The organism is Limnohabitans sp. Rim8, assembly GCF_945901735.1.
GTDB lineage: Bacteria > Pseudomonadota > Gammaproteobacteria > Burkholderiales > Burkholderiaceae_C > Limnohabitans_A.
The window spans coordinates 1-16,077 of sequence record NZ_CAMDLM010000025.1; the positions used below are offsets into that span (position 1 = coordinate 1).

The following is a 16,077-nucleotide window of genomic DNA, read 5'->3' on the forward strand; positions in this document are numbered from 1 at the left end:
TTGCCGCTGGCCGATACCGTGGCCTTCTACTTGGCTGGGCCGATTTTTGTCACATTTTTTGCAATTGTCTTTCTCAAGGAGCACGTCAGCTGGCGACGTTGGTTGGCCATTGTCATCGGGTTTGTGGGTGTTCTGATTGCAGTCGGCCCGACTGGTGAGGGTTATGGCTGGGCTGTGCTCATTCCAATTGGTGGAACCCTTCTTTTTGCTGGTCTCAATATCTTCACCCGCAGACTTGCAGGAACTGATGAGGTTGCACTGGTCACATGGCAAGTCGCGAGTGCGTTTTTGTTCGGCCTGGTGATTGCGCCTTTTTTCTGGGTACAAGCGAGCCTGTTCGATTTTCTATGTCTTAGCTTGCTGGGAATCGTCTCGGCACTGGCCCACATGGGCGTCAATCGGGCTTTGCGCTACGCGCCTGCAGCCGTTGTTGTGCCCTATCAATACACACTGATCGTTTGGGCCGTGTTGCTGGGCTTCTTGTTTTTTGGGGATGTTCCGACTTGGAGTGTGGTCATGGGCTCGACCATCATCGTGGCCTCAGGTCTCTATATCTTCATGCGAGAGCAGGTCACAACCCGGGGTCAAGCTGCAGAGCAACCTTGAAATGGCGACAACGGGCATACGGCTTGCCCTGAAGTGATTCGCCTGAAAAAAAAGAGGCGACTTGCGTGTTGACGCCGATGACCATTTGATCAAGGCCGCCGATTTCAGTTTGACCAACGCGTGCCCAATTAACGGCCTGGTCACAGCAAGATCGGCACTACGCCCACAAGCTGGTCAAATCGCGGTCGGCGGTAATATTTGGTTTGCAGAGATTGATTTAAAGGGGAGATTTACTGCGAATGAAACGAAAATTCGTACATATGAATCAAATGATTTAGCAGTGTTGGGCACTATTTTCATAATATGGAACATGGTTGTCACTGAGGCCTTCCAAAACCGGCAAGCCAATTTGACAAATTAACATCATGTAATGACTTTCCCGTCTTTTGCCTTATTTCAAAAGCTCAGACAAATCTGTAAGGACATGCATGCATCCCACCGATTCACAGCCCCTATCTGTCAGCAGCCGTCGCGACGGCCCCATCGCCGTTATCACACTCTCGCGCCCTGATGTGCGTAACGCAGTTGACGCCGACACCGCCCGCGCCCTGTTCGACGCGTTTATTGCCTTCGAGAAAGACGCGGATGCCAAGGTTGCCGTGTTCCATGGTGCGCATGGGCATTTTTGCGCGGGCTGGGACCTGAAGGCTGGTGCGCGCATGGCTCGGGAAGAGGGCGGGCCCGGCGTTTTAACGAACTTGGATTTTGAGCCACTTTCCGGCGCTCAATTGGAGTCTGAGCCCTCTAGCGCACCGCTAGGCCCCATGGGCCCCTCGCGCCTGCTTTTGTCCAAACCGGTCATCGCTGCCGTCAGCGGCGCAGCCGTCGCCGGTGGTATGGAACTGGCTCTTTGGTGCGATATGCGGGTCATGGAAGAAGACGCCTACTTTGGCGTGTTTTGTCGCCGCTTTGGTGTGCCTTTGATAGACGGCGGCACGGTGCGTCTGCCGCGTCTCATTGGCATGGGCCACGCTATGGACTTGATTCTTACCGGGCGCAAAGTGGAGGCGGTCGAAGCACTGGCCATGGGTCTGACCAACCGTGTAGTGCCCACGGGAGGCGCGCTGGATGCGGCGCTGGCTTTGGCTGAGCAATTAGCGGGCTTTCCCCAAGCCACCATGAACGCCGACCGAATGAGCGCCTACCAGCAATGGGACTTGCCATTGCACCATGCGCTGCACCAGGAGTGGCTACGCGGTAAAGCCTGTATCGGAGAGGGATTGGAAGGCGCCGGCCGGTTTGCCGACGGGCAAGGCCGTCATGGCATTTTCGGCAGGTAGTTTAGAAAGACAAAATCCGCTCCCGCGCCGCATGTTGGTATGAGTCTTCGACGCCAAGTCGTGTCACTGAACGCGCTTCAATTTGAGGCTTGAGTTTGTCTACAGTTGCGTGGGAAGTCCATTGCGAGCTTATACCTATAGAAAGTTTGTATTGGCTGTGGAGAATACGATCCATATCCTGTTCAATTCGATGGAGACAACTGAATGGCTGCTATCAAAGCCCCAGAAATTCAATATGCACAGTCTGGTGAAGTGAGCATCGCTTTTCAGGTCTTTGGATATGGTTCTCAAGATTTGGTCTACGTACCGGGGATCATTTCTCACTTGGAACTCTATTGGGAAGACGCCACCATGGCCAATTGGCTGATGCAGTTGGGTCAACACTTTAGGGTCATCATCTTGGACAAGCGCGGTCAAGGCATGTCAGACCGAATCGAAAGCAGCGCAACGCTTGAAGACAGAATTGACGATGTAAATGCCGTCATGCAGGCAGCCAATTCAAAATCCGCCACCCTGTTAGGCCTGTCAGAAGGTGGGCCCTTGTGTTTATTTTTCGCGGCCACATACCCAGACAAGGTAGAGCGGCTGATGCTTTTCGGCTCTATGGCCCGCTTTTATGGGGCGGCTGACTACCCTTACTCTTCGACTTATGAGGCCATGTCAGAAAGGTTAATTCCTCGATTTGGCAAGGGCGCCTTTGCGTTCATGCTCGGATCCAAAGACGAAGTTACTCAAGAGGAAATTGATCAAATAGCGCGTACCGAAAGAATGTCTTGCTCGCCCAGTGCGTTCAAAAAAATATTGGATGCCAATCGACTGATCGATGCCCGGCCGATCCTTGCGAATGTGGCGCAGCCGACACTCATCATGCACCGCAGGGGTGATTCAGCTGTCAATTTCAAGGGCAGTCGTTTCATGGCAGAAAGAATTGCAAACTGCACTTACCTTGAGTTCCCGACCAAGTCCCATCTTCCCAATTTGGATGACACCCACAATTTGGTGAACGCGATGGTTCAATTTGTGAATTCAACCCAAGTCGGAGAATCAAAACCTTCCAAAGAAAAACGACTCTCCACCGCCTTGTTCACCGACATTGTCCAGTCCACCGACAAACTCCTGAGCATGGGGGATCATGCTTGGCGAAAAATGTTGGATGCGCATGATGCGATAGCCCAACAAAAAGTAGCGGAGTTCCGTGGTCGCATTGTCAAAAACACAGGGGACGGGATTCTTGCCGTTTTTGATGGCCCGGTAAAAGCCTTGCAATGCGCACAAGCCTTGATTTCTTCGTTGCAGGAAATTAACCTCCCGATCCGCGCTGGGCTTCATGTTGGCGAAGTCGTCAACCGCGGGGATGACATCACGGGCATCGCCGTCAACATCGCTGCTCGGGTCATGGACAAAGCCAAATCGGGACAAACACTGCTGACCCAAACCCTGAAAGATTTAACGGGAGGCAGCAACATTGAATTCAAATCTTTAGGCAAATTTGAGTTGAAAGGCTTGCCTGAAGAATTCGAATTATTCACTCCGTTAAATTAGCCTATTCCGAGGGTGTCCTAAATTTTGTGTAAAAGGTCAAATGGCAGGAAACTGCCGAACATCCAGAAAGATGAACCATGCCCGATGTGTCTTAATCGTCCCCACCATGCCAAATTAAATTTTGCACGCCCTCCATAAAAACCGAAAAAATGGTTTTGGAGCGTTTGGGATCATCTTGAGCCAACAATCGACTTTTGAGCAAGTCGGCCAATGTCAACATCAGATCATCAGAGATGGCCCCGTTGTAAGCCATGATGACCTTGTTGTTTCTTAGCTCGTTGCGCAAACCAATCGCCTGACTGAGATCCATGCTGAGGCCCCTTTGGGTAAACAGGTGCTAAGAATTCAAAACTTATCCTAGTGGCAAAAACTGATCATTGATTCAACTGGATAGGAAGTCATGAGGACGAGCATTCAAGGAAGAAAAATTTTATTGAAATATAAATAATATATTTTTACGTTTTATTATTCTATTTAGTGGTCGAAAATTTAAAAAATTGAAAAACAGTGTCATTCCCAGATGGATACACCGGACAGGGATTGCGTCGCAGTGACATTCCATGGTTGATTAAATGCATCAAGAAATGGCATCAAGACGTTGTAGTCGGTGCTGCTCGTTGCTACCTAACTTCAGAGTTTTATAAAACTGAATGTTCCCGTCGACTACGATTTGAGCAGCTTGAGGCGATTGTGTCGAAGGTGCTGTGACCAGAACTTTCAATGTTTTTTTCTCTCAGGCATACTCGAGTTATGCAAAATGACGAAGGCCAACCATCTCAATCTATCCATCACATTGTGTACTGCAGCCAAGCTGCTCAGCACATGGACAAAAAGGCGCTTGAAAAAATAATTGTCACCGCCAAACACCATAACCCCAGATTTGGTATCACTGGGTTATTGGTTTTTGGCAGCGGTATCTTCTTTCAGTGGCTGGAAGGTCCCAGAGACAACGTGACCAGTTTGTTCAAGATCATTTGTGCAGATCCGCGCCACTCTGATGTTGTGCTGCTTACAAAAGAAGATGAGTTTCGTGAAAGGCTGTTTCCAAATTGGGACATGGAGTTGGTGGCAGCCGAAGATATCAGTGCCGTTTTGGAGGATGCCATGCATGAGGCCTCAGATCCAAAGCAAAAAAATACACTGTCCAAGATGCTGCAGGAACTTCACAAGAGCCCGCTTGGGAAATGAAAACTGGATTGACATCCATCTCATGTGTCAAATCTAGCAAGCGGCTTTGAAGAGGATTGATCGTCAGCCTTTTTTGGCCCATGAACTGCAACAACCTTTGCCTTGGTAAAGCACGCAGTTGGTGCAAACCTTGTTCCCGCCGACTGTGATTTAAGCAGCTGCTGATTCCCTGATACTCAGCACGATGACCTTCCTGCCGCTGCTGGGTGCGCGATAGCAGCCGCCATTGCGGCGTTGCATCCGAATGCTCAGGTCTTCTCGACTTTCGGTTGAGGCGGAGCTTGAAGCTGTGATCTCGCCTTTGCCGGTAAGCTCAAAGCCATCAGTGAGCCCAGCAGGTTAACGCCAGCGGCAATGCGCATGGCTTGGTCGTAGCCCTGGGTCTGGTCGTACAGCCAGCCCGCCAGCACCGGCAGACTGATGGCCGCGATGCACCAAGCAATATACAGTTGCCCTGCCACCCGCCCAAAAGCATTGGGATGCCAGTAGCGCGCAATGGCCCCAGCCGTCAGACCCGAAATGAAGCCATAGCCGCAGCCGATCAGCGTCATGGCCAGGACGGCCATGCCCGGCCCTGGCCAGGCCAATAGAAGGCACGAGCCACTGAGGGCGATCAAGTGGGCCATGCAGGCCACACGAGGCACCGCAAAACGATCAATGAGCCAGCCCCCACCAATCCGTGCAGCAGCAATCGCACCGGTGATGAAAGTGGTGCCCCCCAGTGCAAACAGGTTTTTTGCGCCATAGGCTTCCAAAATGCCAGCGGCCTGGCTCATCACCATCAGACCCGCCGAGGCTGCGAGAAAGAAAACAGTAAACAGCCGGGCAAACAAGCCCCAGTGGCGTGCCTGGCTGTCGGCTGCACTCGCGCCAGGATCTTGCATGCGAACCCGGGCACGACGCCAGAGCATTGCAGCGATGGCGCAGCAAGTCAGCACCGTGAGGGCAAGACCCATCAGGGTTGCGCGCAGACCGTACGCCTCGATGGCCCAGCCAAAGACCGGTGCGCCCAGCATGGCACCCATGGGGTACAGGCTCACCACGTAGCCGTTGGCCAGACCGCTCATGGGGCTGATGGTCTGATTCAGACCTTGTTGCATCATGATGAAAGCCACCCCGCCGCCCAATCCGAACAGAACGCCGTAGCCCAGCAGCAAATGCTCGATGCCCTGTGCCGTGGCGCAGATCAGCAGACCAGAGGCACTCAGTGCGCCGCAAAACAGCAACAGTGGCACAGGTGCGAACCGACGGTAGAGGGCAGGTCCAATGAGCATGCCGATCGTGAGAAAAATCGAGGCCATGGAAAATACGATCGCCATTTCAGCCCGACCAATACCGAGCAGCGCCTCCATCGGCTTGAGAAAGACCGAAAACGCATAGACGGTGCCGAACGGCAGATTCACCACGGTGGCCGCAGCCAGGACGAGTGCCCCTCGGCTGATGCCTCGAGAGGTGGGTGAATCGCTCATCTCCGCCCCGCGAGACTGCCCCGATCACGGCAAGCGAGACCCAGCCGATGGAGCGATAAAGGATTGGGCATGCGGCGCGATTTTATTTTTAAATTCAGAGCGCCAGTTTATCCGACTGAATGACGTGGGCCGATGTGCACGTTGAACGGGGGGCGTGGTGCGCTTTGCAATCGGTCTCGGTCATGGCTTGATCAAGTTCCAAGAGCAAAGCGATAGCCATTCGGTCGTTTTATTCAAAAAAACCAAAGTAAGAACTTCACAATCTGGCTCAGCACGAGGGCCTACATTTCGTCAAACAAGCCAGTGAATGCTGAGTCATGATGATTGGGGCGTCACCGCTTGCAATGCTGGAGATTGAGCACCAATTTGGGACGAAAAGAATGGCTATCCAAAGCGAGTCCAAAACTTGAGGCGTGAAGTCTCCTTGACTGGGGAGTCCCACATTCCCTCAAGATCTGGAGGGCGCGACGCTCTCAGTCTTGCTGACGCCAATCCAATATCGACCACCAGAAGGACAGTTTTCGGTGGGCGACAAAATGCTTGATTCTATTGGCGAGCATGTTGTTTTTTTCATGCGGCGCTGACTTGTTAACCTAACGTGCCTGCATCCGCCATGAGGCAACTGCCTGTGATGAATGAGGCTTCTGATGACGCCAACCAAAGTATGGGGTATGCAATTTCCGCAGGGTCTGCCCAGCGCTTGAGTAAATTTTGTTCGTAGCGCTGGTGGTCAATTTCAATGCCAGACTTTCGAGCCTCTGCAGCACGCTTGATGTGAAAGGGCGTGAGTGTGGCTCCGGGACAAATTGCGTTGACACGAACTTGGTACGGCGCTTCTTCATAGGCCAATGTTTTGGTCAATGAAACAATGCCAGCCTTTGTCACATCGTATTGACCCATGCCCACCCTGGGATGGAATGCATGCGTAGAAGACACATTCACAATGCTCCCAGATTTACTTTTTCGCAAACTGGGCAATGCCTCTCTGGCCATGTACACATAACTTAGCAAATTGACAGCAATGATTTGATTCCAAACATCAGCCGTTGAGTCTGCCAGAGGCTCATAAGCGCGCATGCCGGCGTTGTTGACCAAGATGTCTAGCTGGCCCCACTTTGAGACAACGCGCGAGACAACTTCTGCTGCTGAAGCTTCGATGGCAAGATTGACAGGGATACAAATGACTTCAGCACCAGGGATGGCATCGTGTACAGATTTGGATACAGCTTCCAAAGGGGAGTCTGGCAAGTCGACCAGTGCCACCTTGGCGCCATGCTCGCAAAAAAGTTTGGCGGTGGCTGCGCCAATACCGCCAGCGCCCCCAGTCACAATGGCTACTTGATTGGCAAGTCTTTTCATAGGGATGGACACCTATCCTAGGGTACTGATTTCTTTGTGCTCAACGAAATCTGGATTTCGACAAATTCGCAAAATTGCGACGATGCTGTACACGCTCATGAGCAAGGCATTCAAGGGTATGGCCACATACCAGTAAATTTTGTTGGCTTGCAGATAGGGCGTGGTCTCACCAGAGTTAAAGCCAAAATCTGCACCGTAATACACCAAGATCCAAAGCAAACAAAGCATCGCCACATGGATGGCGATTGAAATCAAGCGCCTGAGAGATGGACGCCAGATTTTGTCGAATGCACCCACCCTGTACAGTGAACCTTCGCGCCAAAGCGCAGCCGTTCCAGCAAACGTTAGCCAAATGAACAGAAGGTCAATGAGCTCGTCGTAACCCGAGACGCTGATGGCAGGAAAACTTCTTTGAACAATGCCAAAAACCAATAGCAAAAACAGGCCAAAGAAACAAGCAATGACTGTCCATTTCAAAAAATGGGCGATTGTTTTATCAAGCTGAATCAGGTAGGTCATTTGATGAGGCCAAAACCAAACAATTGAGGCAACCACATGGAGAAGCTAGGCACATACGTGACCAGTCCCAGCACCACAACCATAGCCAATAAATAAGGCGCAAGTTCTCCCACAATGTCAGCGATAGGCACCTTCGCGATACCCGACACCACAAACAAACAAAGTCCTACTGGTGGCGTGACCAAGCCAATCATCATGTTGACCACCATGATCACCCCAAAATGGATGGGGTCAATTCCAATGGCCACGATGACGGGTGCGAGTATCGGATAAGTGATGATCATGATGGCAATTGTTTCTAAAAACATGCCTAAAAAAAGCAGAATCAAATTGATGATCAGCAAAATCATGATGGGATCTGCAGACAGCTTCATAAGGGCCTGCAAAATTTGATTGGGTACTTGCTGCTGAATCAGCACCCATCCAAATGGGGCCGACATGGCAATGATGAACAGCACTTGGGCAGTTTGCCTGCCCGACTCCCAAACAGTGTCAATCAAAGCTTTCCAGGTGAGTTCGCGGTACACAAATTGACCCAGCACAAAGGCATAGGCAGTTGCCAAAACAGCCGCTTCAGTGGGCGTGACAACACCCGAAAAAATAGCCACCAGAATGAAAGGCGGAAGTGCCAGTGCAGGAATTGCTTTTAAGAAAGTGGTCAATGCTGCACTGCCAAATTTCACGCCCTCGGAGACAGGTAAATTCAATTTTTTGGCTTGCAGTCCAATGGCAATCATCAACCCAATGCCCATCAAAAGGCCTGGAATAATGCCAGCCAAAAACAAAGCGCCCACCGAAACATTGGCCAAGCTGCCATAAATGACAAATGGAATGCTGGGGGGAATGATGGGGCCAATGGTGGCCGATACAGCAGAGATGGTGGCCGCAAATTTGGCCTTGTACCCTTCTTTGACCATTGCTCGAATTTCAATGACACCTAAACCCGCAGCATCTGCAACGGCCGAGCCTGACATGCCCGCAAAAATCATGCTGCCAATGACATTGACGTAGGCGAGGCCACCTCTGACGCGGCCCACCAAGAGTTTGGCAACTTCAAAAATGCGTTCGGTGGTGCCACCTACATTCATCAAGTTACCGGCCAATATGAAAAATGGAATGGCCAGCAGTGGAAATGACGTGGTGGCAGCGTATGTTCGTTGAATAAAAATCAAAAGTAAGTCTGTGCCGCTAGTGGCAATCATGATGACGCCAGCGATCAGACCTAATGCGCCTGCAATTGGAAATCCCAAAAGAATTGTGATGCAGGTCGCAATAAGAATGTACGCTACAAGCATTGCAGAACTGACATCAATTAAGTTCTGGCTGCTGCGACTGCCCGTGACCAATTGGCCCAATTTTCATCGCCGATGCTCTTGCGCAAAATGTCGTATGCAGGTGCCATTTTGTCGCGGAAGGGCGCCACATCGGGGCGGGTAATGGCAATGCCAGCCTTTTGCATCGTTGCAATTTGCTCTTCTTCTTTTTCGCGAACTGCTTTCCGTGCAGCTTGCCCTGCAACCGTAGATTCTTCAGAAATAATTTTGCGCTGGGCTTCATTGAGCTTGTTTTGCCAAGCACGCTGGTTGGCCACCAACATGATGGAAGTGTAGATGTGTTTTGTCAGTGCAATATGGCTTTGCACTTCAAAGAACTTAGCCGCAAACGTGGTGCCAATGGGATTGTCTTGGCCATCAACTGTTTTGTTGGCAAGCGCCAAGTAGACCTCTTGAAAGGCAATGGTTTGGGTATTGGCGCCCAAGGCTTCAAATGCAGATTTGATGGCCAATTCGGGCGGCACACGCAACTTCAGACCTCTGATGTCGTCTGGGGTGCGGATGGCTTTGCGGCTGTTCGAAAGTGCGCGGAAGCCCCATTCAAAGTTGGCAATCCAGCTGAAACCCACAGCAGAAAACTGTTGGGCAAGCCAAGCGCGGCCAGTGACATCGAGTGCTTTGTGGGCGTGCTCGTAGCTGTCAAATTGGTAGGGAATATTGATCACGCCCAGAGGCTTGGAAATTGACTCGATGTTGGAGGGGTTCATCAAAATCATGTCGATGGCGCCAAGCCTTGTTTGCTGTGCGGTTTCGACAGGTGAGCCCAGTGCGTTGTTGGGGAAAATTGTAATTTTGACTTCGCCATTGGTGCGATCGCTGATGCGTTTCACCATTTTTTCGGCTTCGATGTGCACAGGGTGCGAGGGATCGGCAGGGTGGGTGAGTTTCAGTTCAACGGCTGCTTTTGCCGGTATCCAGAAAGAGCCCACGGAAGCGGCAGCCCCTGCTTGCAAAACACTGCGTCTGTTGATGGAAGAGGTTTGTTTCGTCGAGTTGGTCATGTCTGTCTCCTTTAAAGTTAATTCTTGCATACAAGATTTTGATCGTCAAGTGCTCTTTGACTGGGAACTTATTTTCTTTTTGACGGGTATCGATTGGTCTCGAATTGACTTCACAACAAGAGAAAGTCCATTTTGAACATGCGACTTCATGGCCTTTGCCGCGCCCGGGCTGTCGTGCTGTTTGATGCGTTCAAGAATGGCGTTGTGCTCAACCATGGCCTTGTCCCAGCGTTCGGGCCACAAGTTGGAGGCGTATCGTGCGCGATCGATGCGCAGCGCCAATAAATCCCAGACCCACAGCAGAACAGGGTTGCCAGAGTATTCCAATATCAAGCGGTGAAAAGCCTTGTTGGCTTTGAAATAGTCTGGCAGCTGAGCCTGGGCGCGATGCTTCAGCATTGTGTAGTGAAGAATGCCCAATTCGGCTGTTTCTGCCTCTGTAATGCGTGCTGCAGCCAATTCGCCCGCAAGTGCCTCAATGGCCGAGACAACATCGATCAAAGCGGCAGTTTCTTCTGCATCCAGTCGGGTGACGGTAGGGGAACGATTGGGGTTGATATCCAGTAAGCCTTCTTGCGCCAAAGTTTTGATCGCTTCACGCACAGGTGTTCTGGACACATTAAGGCGTTCGCACAATTCACGCTCATTTAACTTTTCACCTGGGCCAATGGCGCCGGCAACGATCAAGTTGCGCAAGGTCTGTGCGGTGCTGGCATGCATGTCCCCTTTGCGTAACATGGCGTTGTTTTTTGTTGCAGCCGACAAGCTGTCTAGCGGGGTAAGGTGATTGGTAATTTTTTTCTTCATGACTGGGATCAGTTTGACAGAGTTTAATTTTGTATGCAAGAATTAAGCATGAACATTGAGTCAATCTTTCATCAATTTTCCACGACCCACTCCATTGAGTCTGGCGTGGGACTCGTCGGTGCGGGTGAATTTGGGGCCACCTTTGTGTCTCAGATTCATCGAATGAAGGGCGTGAAGGTGGTTGCCATCTGCGACCAGCAACCCGAAAAAGCCTTCCAAGTGGCCGTTCAGTCTGGTATCGACAAAGCGCAAATTTTTGTAGCGCAAGACCTTGAATCAGCAATAAACGCCATCTCTCAAAATCTGTGTGTTGTTCTTACTCATGCCGATTGGCTTGCGCAACTCCCCTTGCAGGCAGTCCTCGAAGCAACGGGTGATCCTGAGAGTGCTGCGGCCACTGCACTGGCGTGCATCAAGTCTGGCAAGCATGTGGTCATGGCCACCAAGGAGGCTGAGATTGTGGTGGGTGCTGAATTGGCCAGACTGGCCAAGCAACACAAGGTGGTGGTCTCTCCAGTCGATGGCGATCAGCCTAGTTTGCTCATTGGTCTGATTGGGTGGGCCCGGTTATTGGGTTTGCCGGTTATGGCTGCAGGCAAATCTAGCGAATCTGATTTCGTATGGACGCCGGCAACAAACGAGGTGAAGGCTTGGGGCCAAACAGTGGTTTCAAATGCATTAGGCCAAAACTTTATTCCCAGCGAACATCATTCATGGGCTGAGGTTTTAGCAAACCGAGCAAGCGTTCCATTTGAACTCACAACAGTTCCAGATCTTTGCGAAATGGGCATAGTGGCCAACCACACGGGTTTGCTGCCTGATTGCGCAAGCCTGCATGCGCCTCTGGCCAGAACCGTTGAATTGCCCAGTATTTATAGACCCAAGGAAGAGGGCGGCATTCTCAGTGGCAAAGGCCGTGTAGACATGTTCAACTGCCTGCGCCGCCCCGATGAGCTCAGTTTTGCAGGTGGTGTGTTTGTGGTGATAGAAGCACCCGATGTAGCAACAGGAAAGCTTTTTGCCGCCAAGGGCATTCCAACTTGCCCCAACGGAAAATACGTTCTGATTCACAACCCGGTGCATTTGCTGGGCGCTGAGGCGGCCATGTCTATTCTCTCGACGGTCAAACTGGGCACCTCCTGCGGCGGCCGAGATGTTCGCCCCGTGGTCGATTTAATTGCCATTGCGCAGCGCCAAATTGAAGTGGGTGAGTTGTTTGAAATCGGCACGCGGCATGTCATATCAGGGCTAGGCCATCAACTTATGGATGCCAAGCCCATGTCGTCCAGCAATCCATTGCCTTATTACTTGTGTGCCGGTGCAAAAGTGATACGCCCCATTCCTAAAGGCAAAATTGTCACTTGCAGTGATGTTGAAATAGATCCCACCAGCATTCTTTATCAACTTCGTCAATCACAAGATCAACACTTCTTTGCCAAATGACATGACGCAAGCCCATCCCGAGAAAAAAAAGCTGCAATTCATTGATGCGCACCATCATTTTTGGGATTTGGAAAAGAATGACTACCCGTGGTTAAAAGACCATCCAGAACCCAACTTCTTCTTGGGAAATTACGATGGCATCAAGCGCAATTATTTATTCAAAGACTATTTGCAAGACAGCAAAGACTTTGAGGTGCTGGCCACTGTGCATTGCGAGGCTGAATGGAACCGAAATGATCAAGTAGGCGAGACCCGGTGGCTGACCGATATTCATGCGCAAACTGGTTTGCCCACAGCCATTGTGGCGCATGCATGGTTTGATACGGACAATGCGGCAGAAGTACTTTCGATGCAGGCTGCTTTTCCTTTGGTCAAGGGCATCAGGTCAAAACCCAAGACCACTTTAAGCCCCGATCTTTTAACAAAAAATTTGCCTGGTGGCATGCAAGACAAAAGGTGGTTAGAAGGCTATGCACGCTTGGCGCAATATGGCTTTAGCTGGGACTTGAGGGTGCCGTATTGGCACCTGTATGAAGCGGCTGAAGTGGCCCGGCAATTTCCCAATACACCCATCGTTTTGAACCACACTGGTTTTCCTTGGGACCGAAGTGCGCAGGGTATTTTGGCTTGGAGCAAAGCCATGGAAGCCTTGGCCAAAAACCACCATGTGCATCTCAAAGTTTCTGAATTTGGTTTGAAAGACCAAGCTTGGGACTGTGCCTCCAACAAAGAAATTGTGCTTCGAGCCATCAGCATTTTTGGCATTGAGCGGTGCATGTTCGCATCCAATTTTCCTGTTGCTGGGCTGAGGGTTGATTTTTCAATCTTGTTAAATTCTGTGGCCAGCATGGTTTCAGAATTTACGGAGAAGCAGCAGCATGATTTTTTTGTGGGTAATGCTGCCCGGTTTTATCGGTTGGATATCTGAAGACGCCAAGCTCGCTCAAACCAGACCTGCGCCATTTATAAAAACCGATGATTGGAAGATGGAGGAACACCATGCACCCCGATGAAACCTTTGAAGCCCTGTTGCCGCTGCGTGAAGATCTGGCGCTCGCCTTGCGTGCTGCCGCCCACCAGGGACTGAGCGAGGGTGTGTGCAACCACTTCAGCGTGGCGGTACCCGGCCGGGATGACTGGTTTTTGCTCAACCCGCGTGGCCTGCATTGGAGTGAGGTGCGTGCGCCTGACATCGTGATGTGCAACGCGCAGGGCAAGCAACTGGCGGGCCGTCACCCGGTGGAGCCCACGGCCATGTTCATCCATGCTGCGGTGCACCGCATTGCACGCAAGTCGGTCGTGCTGCACACCCACATGCCGCACGCCACGGCGCTCACCTTGACGATGGCACGGGCCTTGGACACGCGGTTGTCCCAAACCGCCATGCGCTTTCATGGCCGCGTGGCGGTGGATGCCCACTACAACGGGTTGGCCCTGGACATGACCGAGGGGGAGCGCATCGCGAATGCCATGAATGGGGCAGATGTGGTGTTCTTGGGCAACCACGGTGTCATCGTGTGCGGTGAACGCGTGGACTACGCCTATGACGACTTGTACTACCTGGAGCGCGCCTGCCAAGCGCAGGTGCTGGCGGCTTCGACCGGTGTGGCGCTGAAGCCTGTGGACGCCGCCCTGGCTCAGCGTGTGGCAGATCAGACCAACGGGGAGCGTCTTCAGTCGGAGCTGTTTTTCTCCAGCCTGAAAAGGACGATGGGTTGAGGCACAGGCCGTTTTTCACTAATTGCACAGCGCGTTGGGCCCTGTGCCCGTGAGGGAATTGCGGGAAAACGAGCGGTCAATCAAACAGGCCAGCGGCACGGGGTTACGGGGTCAAGACCAGTGTGCTTGATGGCGCTGCACCCAACAGAAAACGGGATCTGAATTGGAAGTGATGGAGCAGATCAGATGGGCGCGGATTTGGCCGACTTCCTTTTCAGCCCAAACGCCAGCAACAACATCATGAGCATGCTCAACCCCAGGCCAAGATAAGCATGGCCAAAACCTGTCAGCTCGCCGCCATCCAAGTCCGCAATGGCGCTGATGCAGGTCACAGCCAACAGCGTCCCCACGGCATTGAAAATGTTGATCAGCCCTTGGGCTGTGCCGCGCAGGGCCGGCGGCGCTTCGTCGATCGCAATGGTGCGCAGCGCGCCGCTGACCACCACACCCAGGCCAATACCGATCAGCACAGACGCCACCACGAAAGCGGTAAAGCCGGTTTGCGGCACGGCGCTTTGCAGGTAGCCCAATGTCAACAGCCCGAAACCAAAGATCACCATGTTGCGGGCACCCAGGCGGTTCAGCAGCCGCCCCGCTGCCATTGAGCCCACCATGGAGCACAGCACCAGAGGCAACAGTGCCAACCCCGCGTTTTCAACGCTTATCCCATAAGCCAGCGTGGCGATGGAGGTCAAAAATACAATGCCTCCCATGGAGAACCCTACGCCCAGCGTCAGCGCATAGGCAAAGGCCAGTTGCCGATTAGCAAACAGCGAAATGGGAATCAGCGCTTGCGCCTGACGTTTTTCAATGGCCACCAAAGCGACCAGCAGCACGCCACTGGCCGCCAGAAACCAAGGCCACAGCAGCATCCCCGTGGCCGAATCCGGCAGGCGTGAAATACCCAGCACCAAACACAGCAGAAACAACAAAGTCACGGTGATACCTGCCAGGTCAATGGGCCCAGGTGCCGCGACGCTGTGCTGGCGTGGCAAGCTGCGGACACCCAAGCACAGCACGACCAGCGCGACGGGCAGGTTGACCAGGAACAGCCAGCGCCAGCCCAGCGTGGAGGTGAGCACGGTCGCCAGTGGCGGCCCGAGCACAAAGGCCATGCCGTGGGTGGCGCCAATCAGCCCCAAAATGCGGCCCCTCCGCTCGGCGGTGAACACATCACCAATCACGGCACTGGCCACCGGCGCAATGCCCCCTGCGCCGATGCCCTGTATGGCACGGCCAAGCAGCAGCAGGTCAAAGCTGGGGGCAGCAGCGATGCACAGAGAGCCGATGGCGAAAAGCGCCACACTGGCCAAATACACCGGACGGCGCCCATGGCGGTCGCTGAAGTAAGCCATCAGCGCCGTGCTGCACAACGAGGACAAAGAAAAAACGGTCGTGAGCAGGCCGGCAGTGCGGTTGTCTACGCCAAAGGTTTCACGCAATGCAGGCAGAACCGGCCCCACGATGGCTGAATCGAGTGCCGCCATAAAGACGCCGATAAACAGCACCTGCACCAGGCGGCGTTGTGCTGCATCAGCAGCAGGCATAGGAACAGGAGGTGGGGTCTGCTGTCTCATCAAGGTGACTGAATTGGGCTGATCATTTATTCGTTGCTTGAGCACAGACGTGTGACTGACTCGACGTCCTCAGCCTTTGAAGGCCAGGGCAGTGTGTTGATGCGAATCAATTTGGCGGCTATATCACACCAACATTATTGACGGAAATGCTGGGCGTTCAGAGAACCCACGCGACAAGGCCAGCACCATGGGTGTTTGGAATTTAAAGCGCTTGGTCGAGCCGCGACAAGCAG

General features: G+C 52.5%; 16 protein-coding genes. 8 read left to right on the forward strand and 8 right to left on the reverse strand.

The genetic code is table 11. From position 1 onward, the window contains the following. The 4 genes from Q0O99_RS12455 to Q0O99_RS12470 form a co-directional block, all read left to right on the forward strand. Positions 1–606: DMT family transporter (locus Q0O99_RS12455; protein ID WP_293751985.1), on the forward strand; the 606-nt coding region annotated here is incomplete at its 5' end. 61 nt (positions 607–667) lie between these two features. After that, a complete protein-coding gene (locus Q0O99_RS12460; protein ID WP_293751987.1) occupies positions 668–967 on the forward strand; it encodes a hypothetical protein in 300 nt (99 codons plus the stop codon). A gap of 67 nt (positions 968–1,034) precedes the next feature. Then, complete coding sequence (locus tag Q0O99_RS12465; RefSeq protein WP_293751989.1) at positions 1,035–1,886, forward strand: crotonase/enoyl-CoA hydratase family protein; 852 nt, start codon at positions 1,035–1,037, stop codon at positions 1,884–1,886. 204 nt (positions 1,887–2,090) lie between these two features. Beyond that, positions 2,091–3,428 carry an adenylate/guanylate cyclase domain-containing protein gene (locus Q0O99_RS12470; RefSeq protein ID WP_293751991.1) on the forward strand — a complete coding sequence of 446 codons (1,338 nt, stop codon included), beginning with the start codon at positions 2,091–2,093 and terminating at the stop codon, positions 3,426–3,428. Positions 3,429–3,519: 91 nt separating this feature from the next. Here Q0O99_RS12470 and Q0O99_RS12475 read toward each other — a convergent pair whose 3' ends face one another. Next, complete coding sequence (locus Q0O99_RS12475) at positions 3,520–3,738, reverse strand: hypothetical protein (RefSeq protein WP_293751993.1); 219 nt, start codon at positions 3,736–3,738, stop codon at positions 3,520–3,522. Positions 3,739–4,178: 440 nt separating this feature from the next. Between Q0O99_RS12475 and Q0O99_RS12480 the strand changes: the two genes are divergently transcribed. Beyond that, entirely contained in the window at positions 4,179–4,616 is a 438-nt protein-coding gene (locus Q0O99_RS12480; protein WP_293751995.1) for a BLUF domain-containing protein, read from the forward strand. A gap of 248 nt (positions 4,617–4,864) precedes the next feature. On the opposite strand, the gene Q0O99_RS12485 is transcribed toward Q0O99_RS12480, so the two are convergent. The 6 genes from Q0O99_RS12485 to Q0O99_RS12510 all read right to left on the reverse strand — a co-directional run bounded on the left by Q0O99_RS12485 (position 4,865) and on the right by Q0O99_RS12510 (position 11,105). Then, entirely contained in the window at positions 4,865–6,085 is a 1,221-nt protein-coding gene (locus tag Q0O99_RS12485; RefSeq protein ID WP_293751997.1) for a nitrate/nitrite transporter, read from the reverse strand. A gap of 588 nt (positions 6,086–6,673) precedes the next feature. Continuing rightward, positions 6,674–7,444, reverse strand: coding sequence for an SDR family NAD(P)-dependent oxidoreductase (locus Q0O99_RS12490; protein WP_293751999.1), 771 nt, complete (start codon positions 7,442–7,444; stop codon positions 6,674–6,676). Between the two features lie 12 nt (positions 7,445–7,456). Further along, a complete protein-coding gene (locus tag Q0O99_RS12495; protein ID WP_293752001.1) occupies positions 7,457–7,963 on the reverse strand; it encodes a TRAP transporter small permease in 507 nt (168 codons plus the stop codon). Next, on the reverse strand, positions 7,960–9,318 hold the full coding sequence (locus Q0O99_RS12500; protein WP_293752003.1) for a TRAP transporter large permease: 1,359 nt from the start codon (positions 9,316–9,318) through the stop codon (positions 7,960–7,962). The genes Q0O99_RS12495 and Q0O99_RS12500 overlap by 4 nt, the downstream gene beginning before the upstream one ends. After that, complete coding sequence (locus Q0O99_RS12505) at positions 9,276–10,298, reverse strand: TRAP transporter substrate-binding protein (protein ID WP_293752005.1); 1,023 nt, start codon at positions 10,296–10,298, stop codon at positions 9,276–9,278. The genes Q0O99_RS12500 and Q0O99_RS12505 overlap by 43 nt, the downstream gene beginning before the upstream one ends. Positions 10,299–10,343: 45 nt before the next feature. Further along, entirely contained in the window at positions 10,344–11,105 is a 762-nt protein-coding gene (locus Q0O99_RS12510; RefSeq protein ID WP_293752007.1) for a GntR family transcriptional regulator, read from the reverse strand. 48 nt (positions 11,106–11,153) lie between these two features. Here Q0O99_RS12510 and Q0O99_RS12515 point away from each other — a divergent pair, with 48 nt between their 5' ends. The 3 genes from Q0O99_RS12515 to Q0O99_RS12525 all read left to right on the forward strand — a co-directional run bounded on the left by Q0O99_RS12515 (position 11,154) and on the right by Q0O99_RS12525 (position 14,267). Next, a complete protein-coding gene (locus Q0O99_RS12515; protein ID WP_293752009.1) occupies positions 11,154–12,548 on the forward strand; it encodes a Gfo/Idh/MocA family oxidoreductase in 1,395 nt (464 codons plus the stop codon). 1 nt (position 12,549) lies between these two features. Then, on the forward strand, positions 12,550–13,476 hold the full coding sequence (locus tag Q0O99_RS12520; RefSeq protein WP_293752011.1) for an amidohydrolase: 927 nt from the start codon (positions 12,550–12,552) through the stop codon (positions 13,474–13,476). A 71-nt stretch (positions 13,477–13,547) separates the two neighbouring features. Continuing rightward, a complete protein-coding gene (locus tag Q0O99_RS12525) occupies positions 13,548–14,267 on the forward strand; it encodes an aldolase (RefSeq protein ID WP_293752013.1) in 720 nt (239 codons plus the stop codon). A gap of 182 nt (positions 14,268–14,449) precedes the next feature. Here the strand turns inward: Q0O99_RS12525 and Q0O99_RS12530 are convergent, their stop codons facing one another. Then, positions 14,450–15,814: an MFS transporter gene (locus Q0O99_RS12530; protein ID WP_293752015.1), complete on the reverse strand. Its 1,365-nt coding sequence runs from the start codon at positions 15,812–15,814 to the stop codon at positions 14,450–14,452. Positions 15,815–16,077: the final 263 nt, after the last annotated feature.

Bases quoted from the DNA above. Each gene is read 5' to 3' on its own strand.
- Q0O99_RS12465 (WP_293751989.1), top strand. From the start codon at position 1,035: ATGCATCCCACCGATTCACAGCCCCTATCTGTCAGCAGCCGTCGCGAC.
- Q0O99_RS12470 (WP_293751991.1), top strand. From the start codon at position 2,091: ATGGCTGCTATCAAAGCCCCAGAAATTCAATATGCACAGTCTGGTGAA.
- Q0O99_RS12475 (WP_293751993.1), bottom strand. From the start codon at position 3,738: ATGGATCTCAGTCAGGCGATTGGTTTGCGCAACGAGCTAAGAAACAAC.
- Q0O99_RS12480 (WP_293751995.1), top strand. From the start codon at position 4,179: ATGCAAAATGACGAAGGCCAACCATCTCAATCTATCCATCACATTGTG.
- Q0O99_RS12485 (WP_293751997.1), bottom strand. From the start codon at position 6,085: ATGAGCGATTCACCCACCTCTCGAGGCATCAGCCGAGGGGCACTCGTC.
- Q0O99_RS12490 (WP_293751999.1), bottom strand. From the start codon at position 7,444: ATGAAAAGACTTGCCAATCAAGTAGCCATTGTGACTGGGGGCGCTGGC.
- Q0O99_RS12495 (WP_293752001.1), bottom strand. From the start codon at position 7,963: ATGACCTACCTGATTCAGCTTGATAAAACAATCGCCCATTTTTTGAAA.
- Q0O99_RS12505 (WP_293752005.1), bottom strand. From the start codon at position 10,298: ATGACCAACTCGACGAAACAAACCTCTTCCATCAACAGACGCAGTGTT.
- Q0O99_RS12510 (WP_293752007.1), bottom strand. From the start codon at position 11,105: ATGAAGAAAAAAATTACCAATCACCTTACCCCGCTAGACAGCTTGTCG.
- Q0O99_RS12515 (WP_293752009.1), top strand. From the start codon at position 11,154: ATGAACATTGAGTCAATCTTTCATCAATTTTCCACGACCCACTCCATT.
- Q0O99_RS12520 (WP_293752011.1), top strand. From the start codon at position 12,550: ATGACGCAAGCCCATCCCGAGAAAAAAAAGCTGCAATTCATTGATGCG.
- Q0O99_RS12525 (WP_293752013.1), top strand. From the start codon at position 13,548: ATGCACCCCGATGAAACCTTTGAAGCCCTGTTGCCGCTGCGTGAAGAT.
- Q0O99_RS12530 (WP_293752015.1), bottom strand. From the start codon at position 15,814: ATGCCTGCTGCTGATGCAGCACAACGCCGCCTGGTGCAGGTGCTGTTT.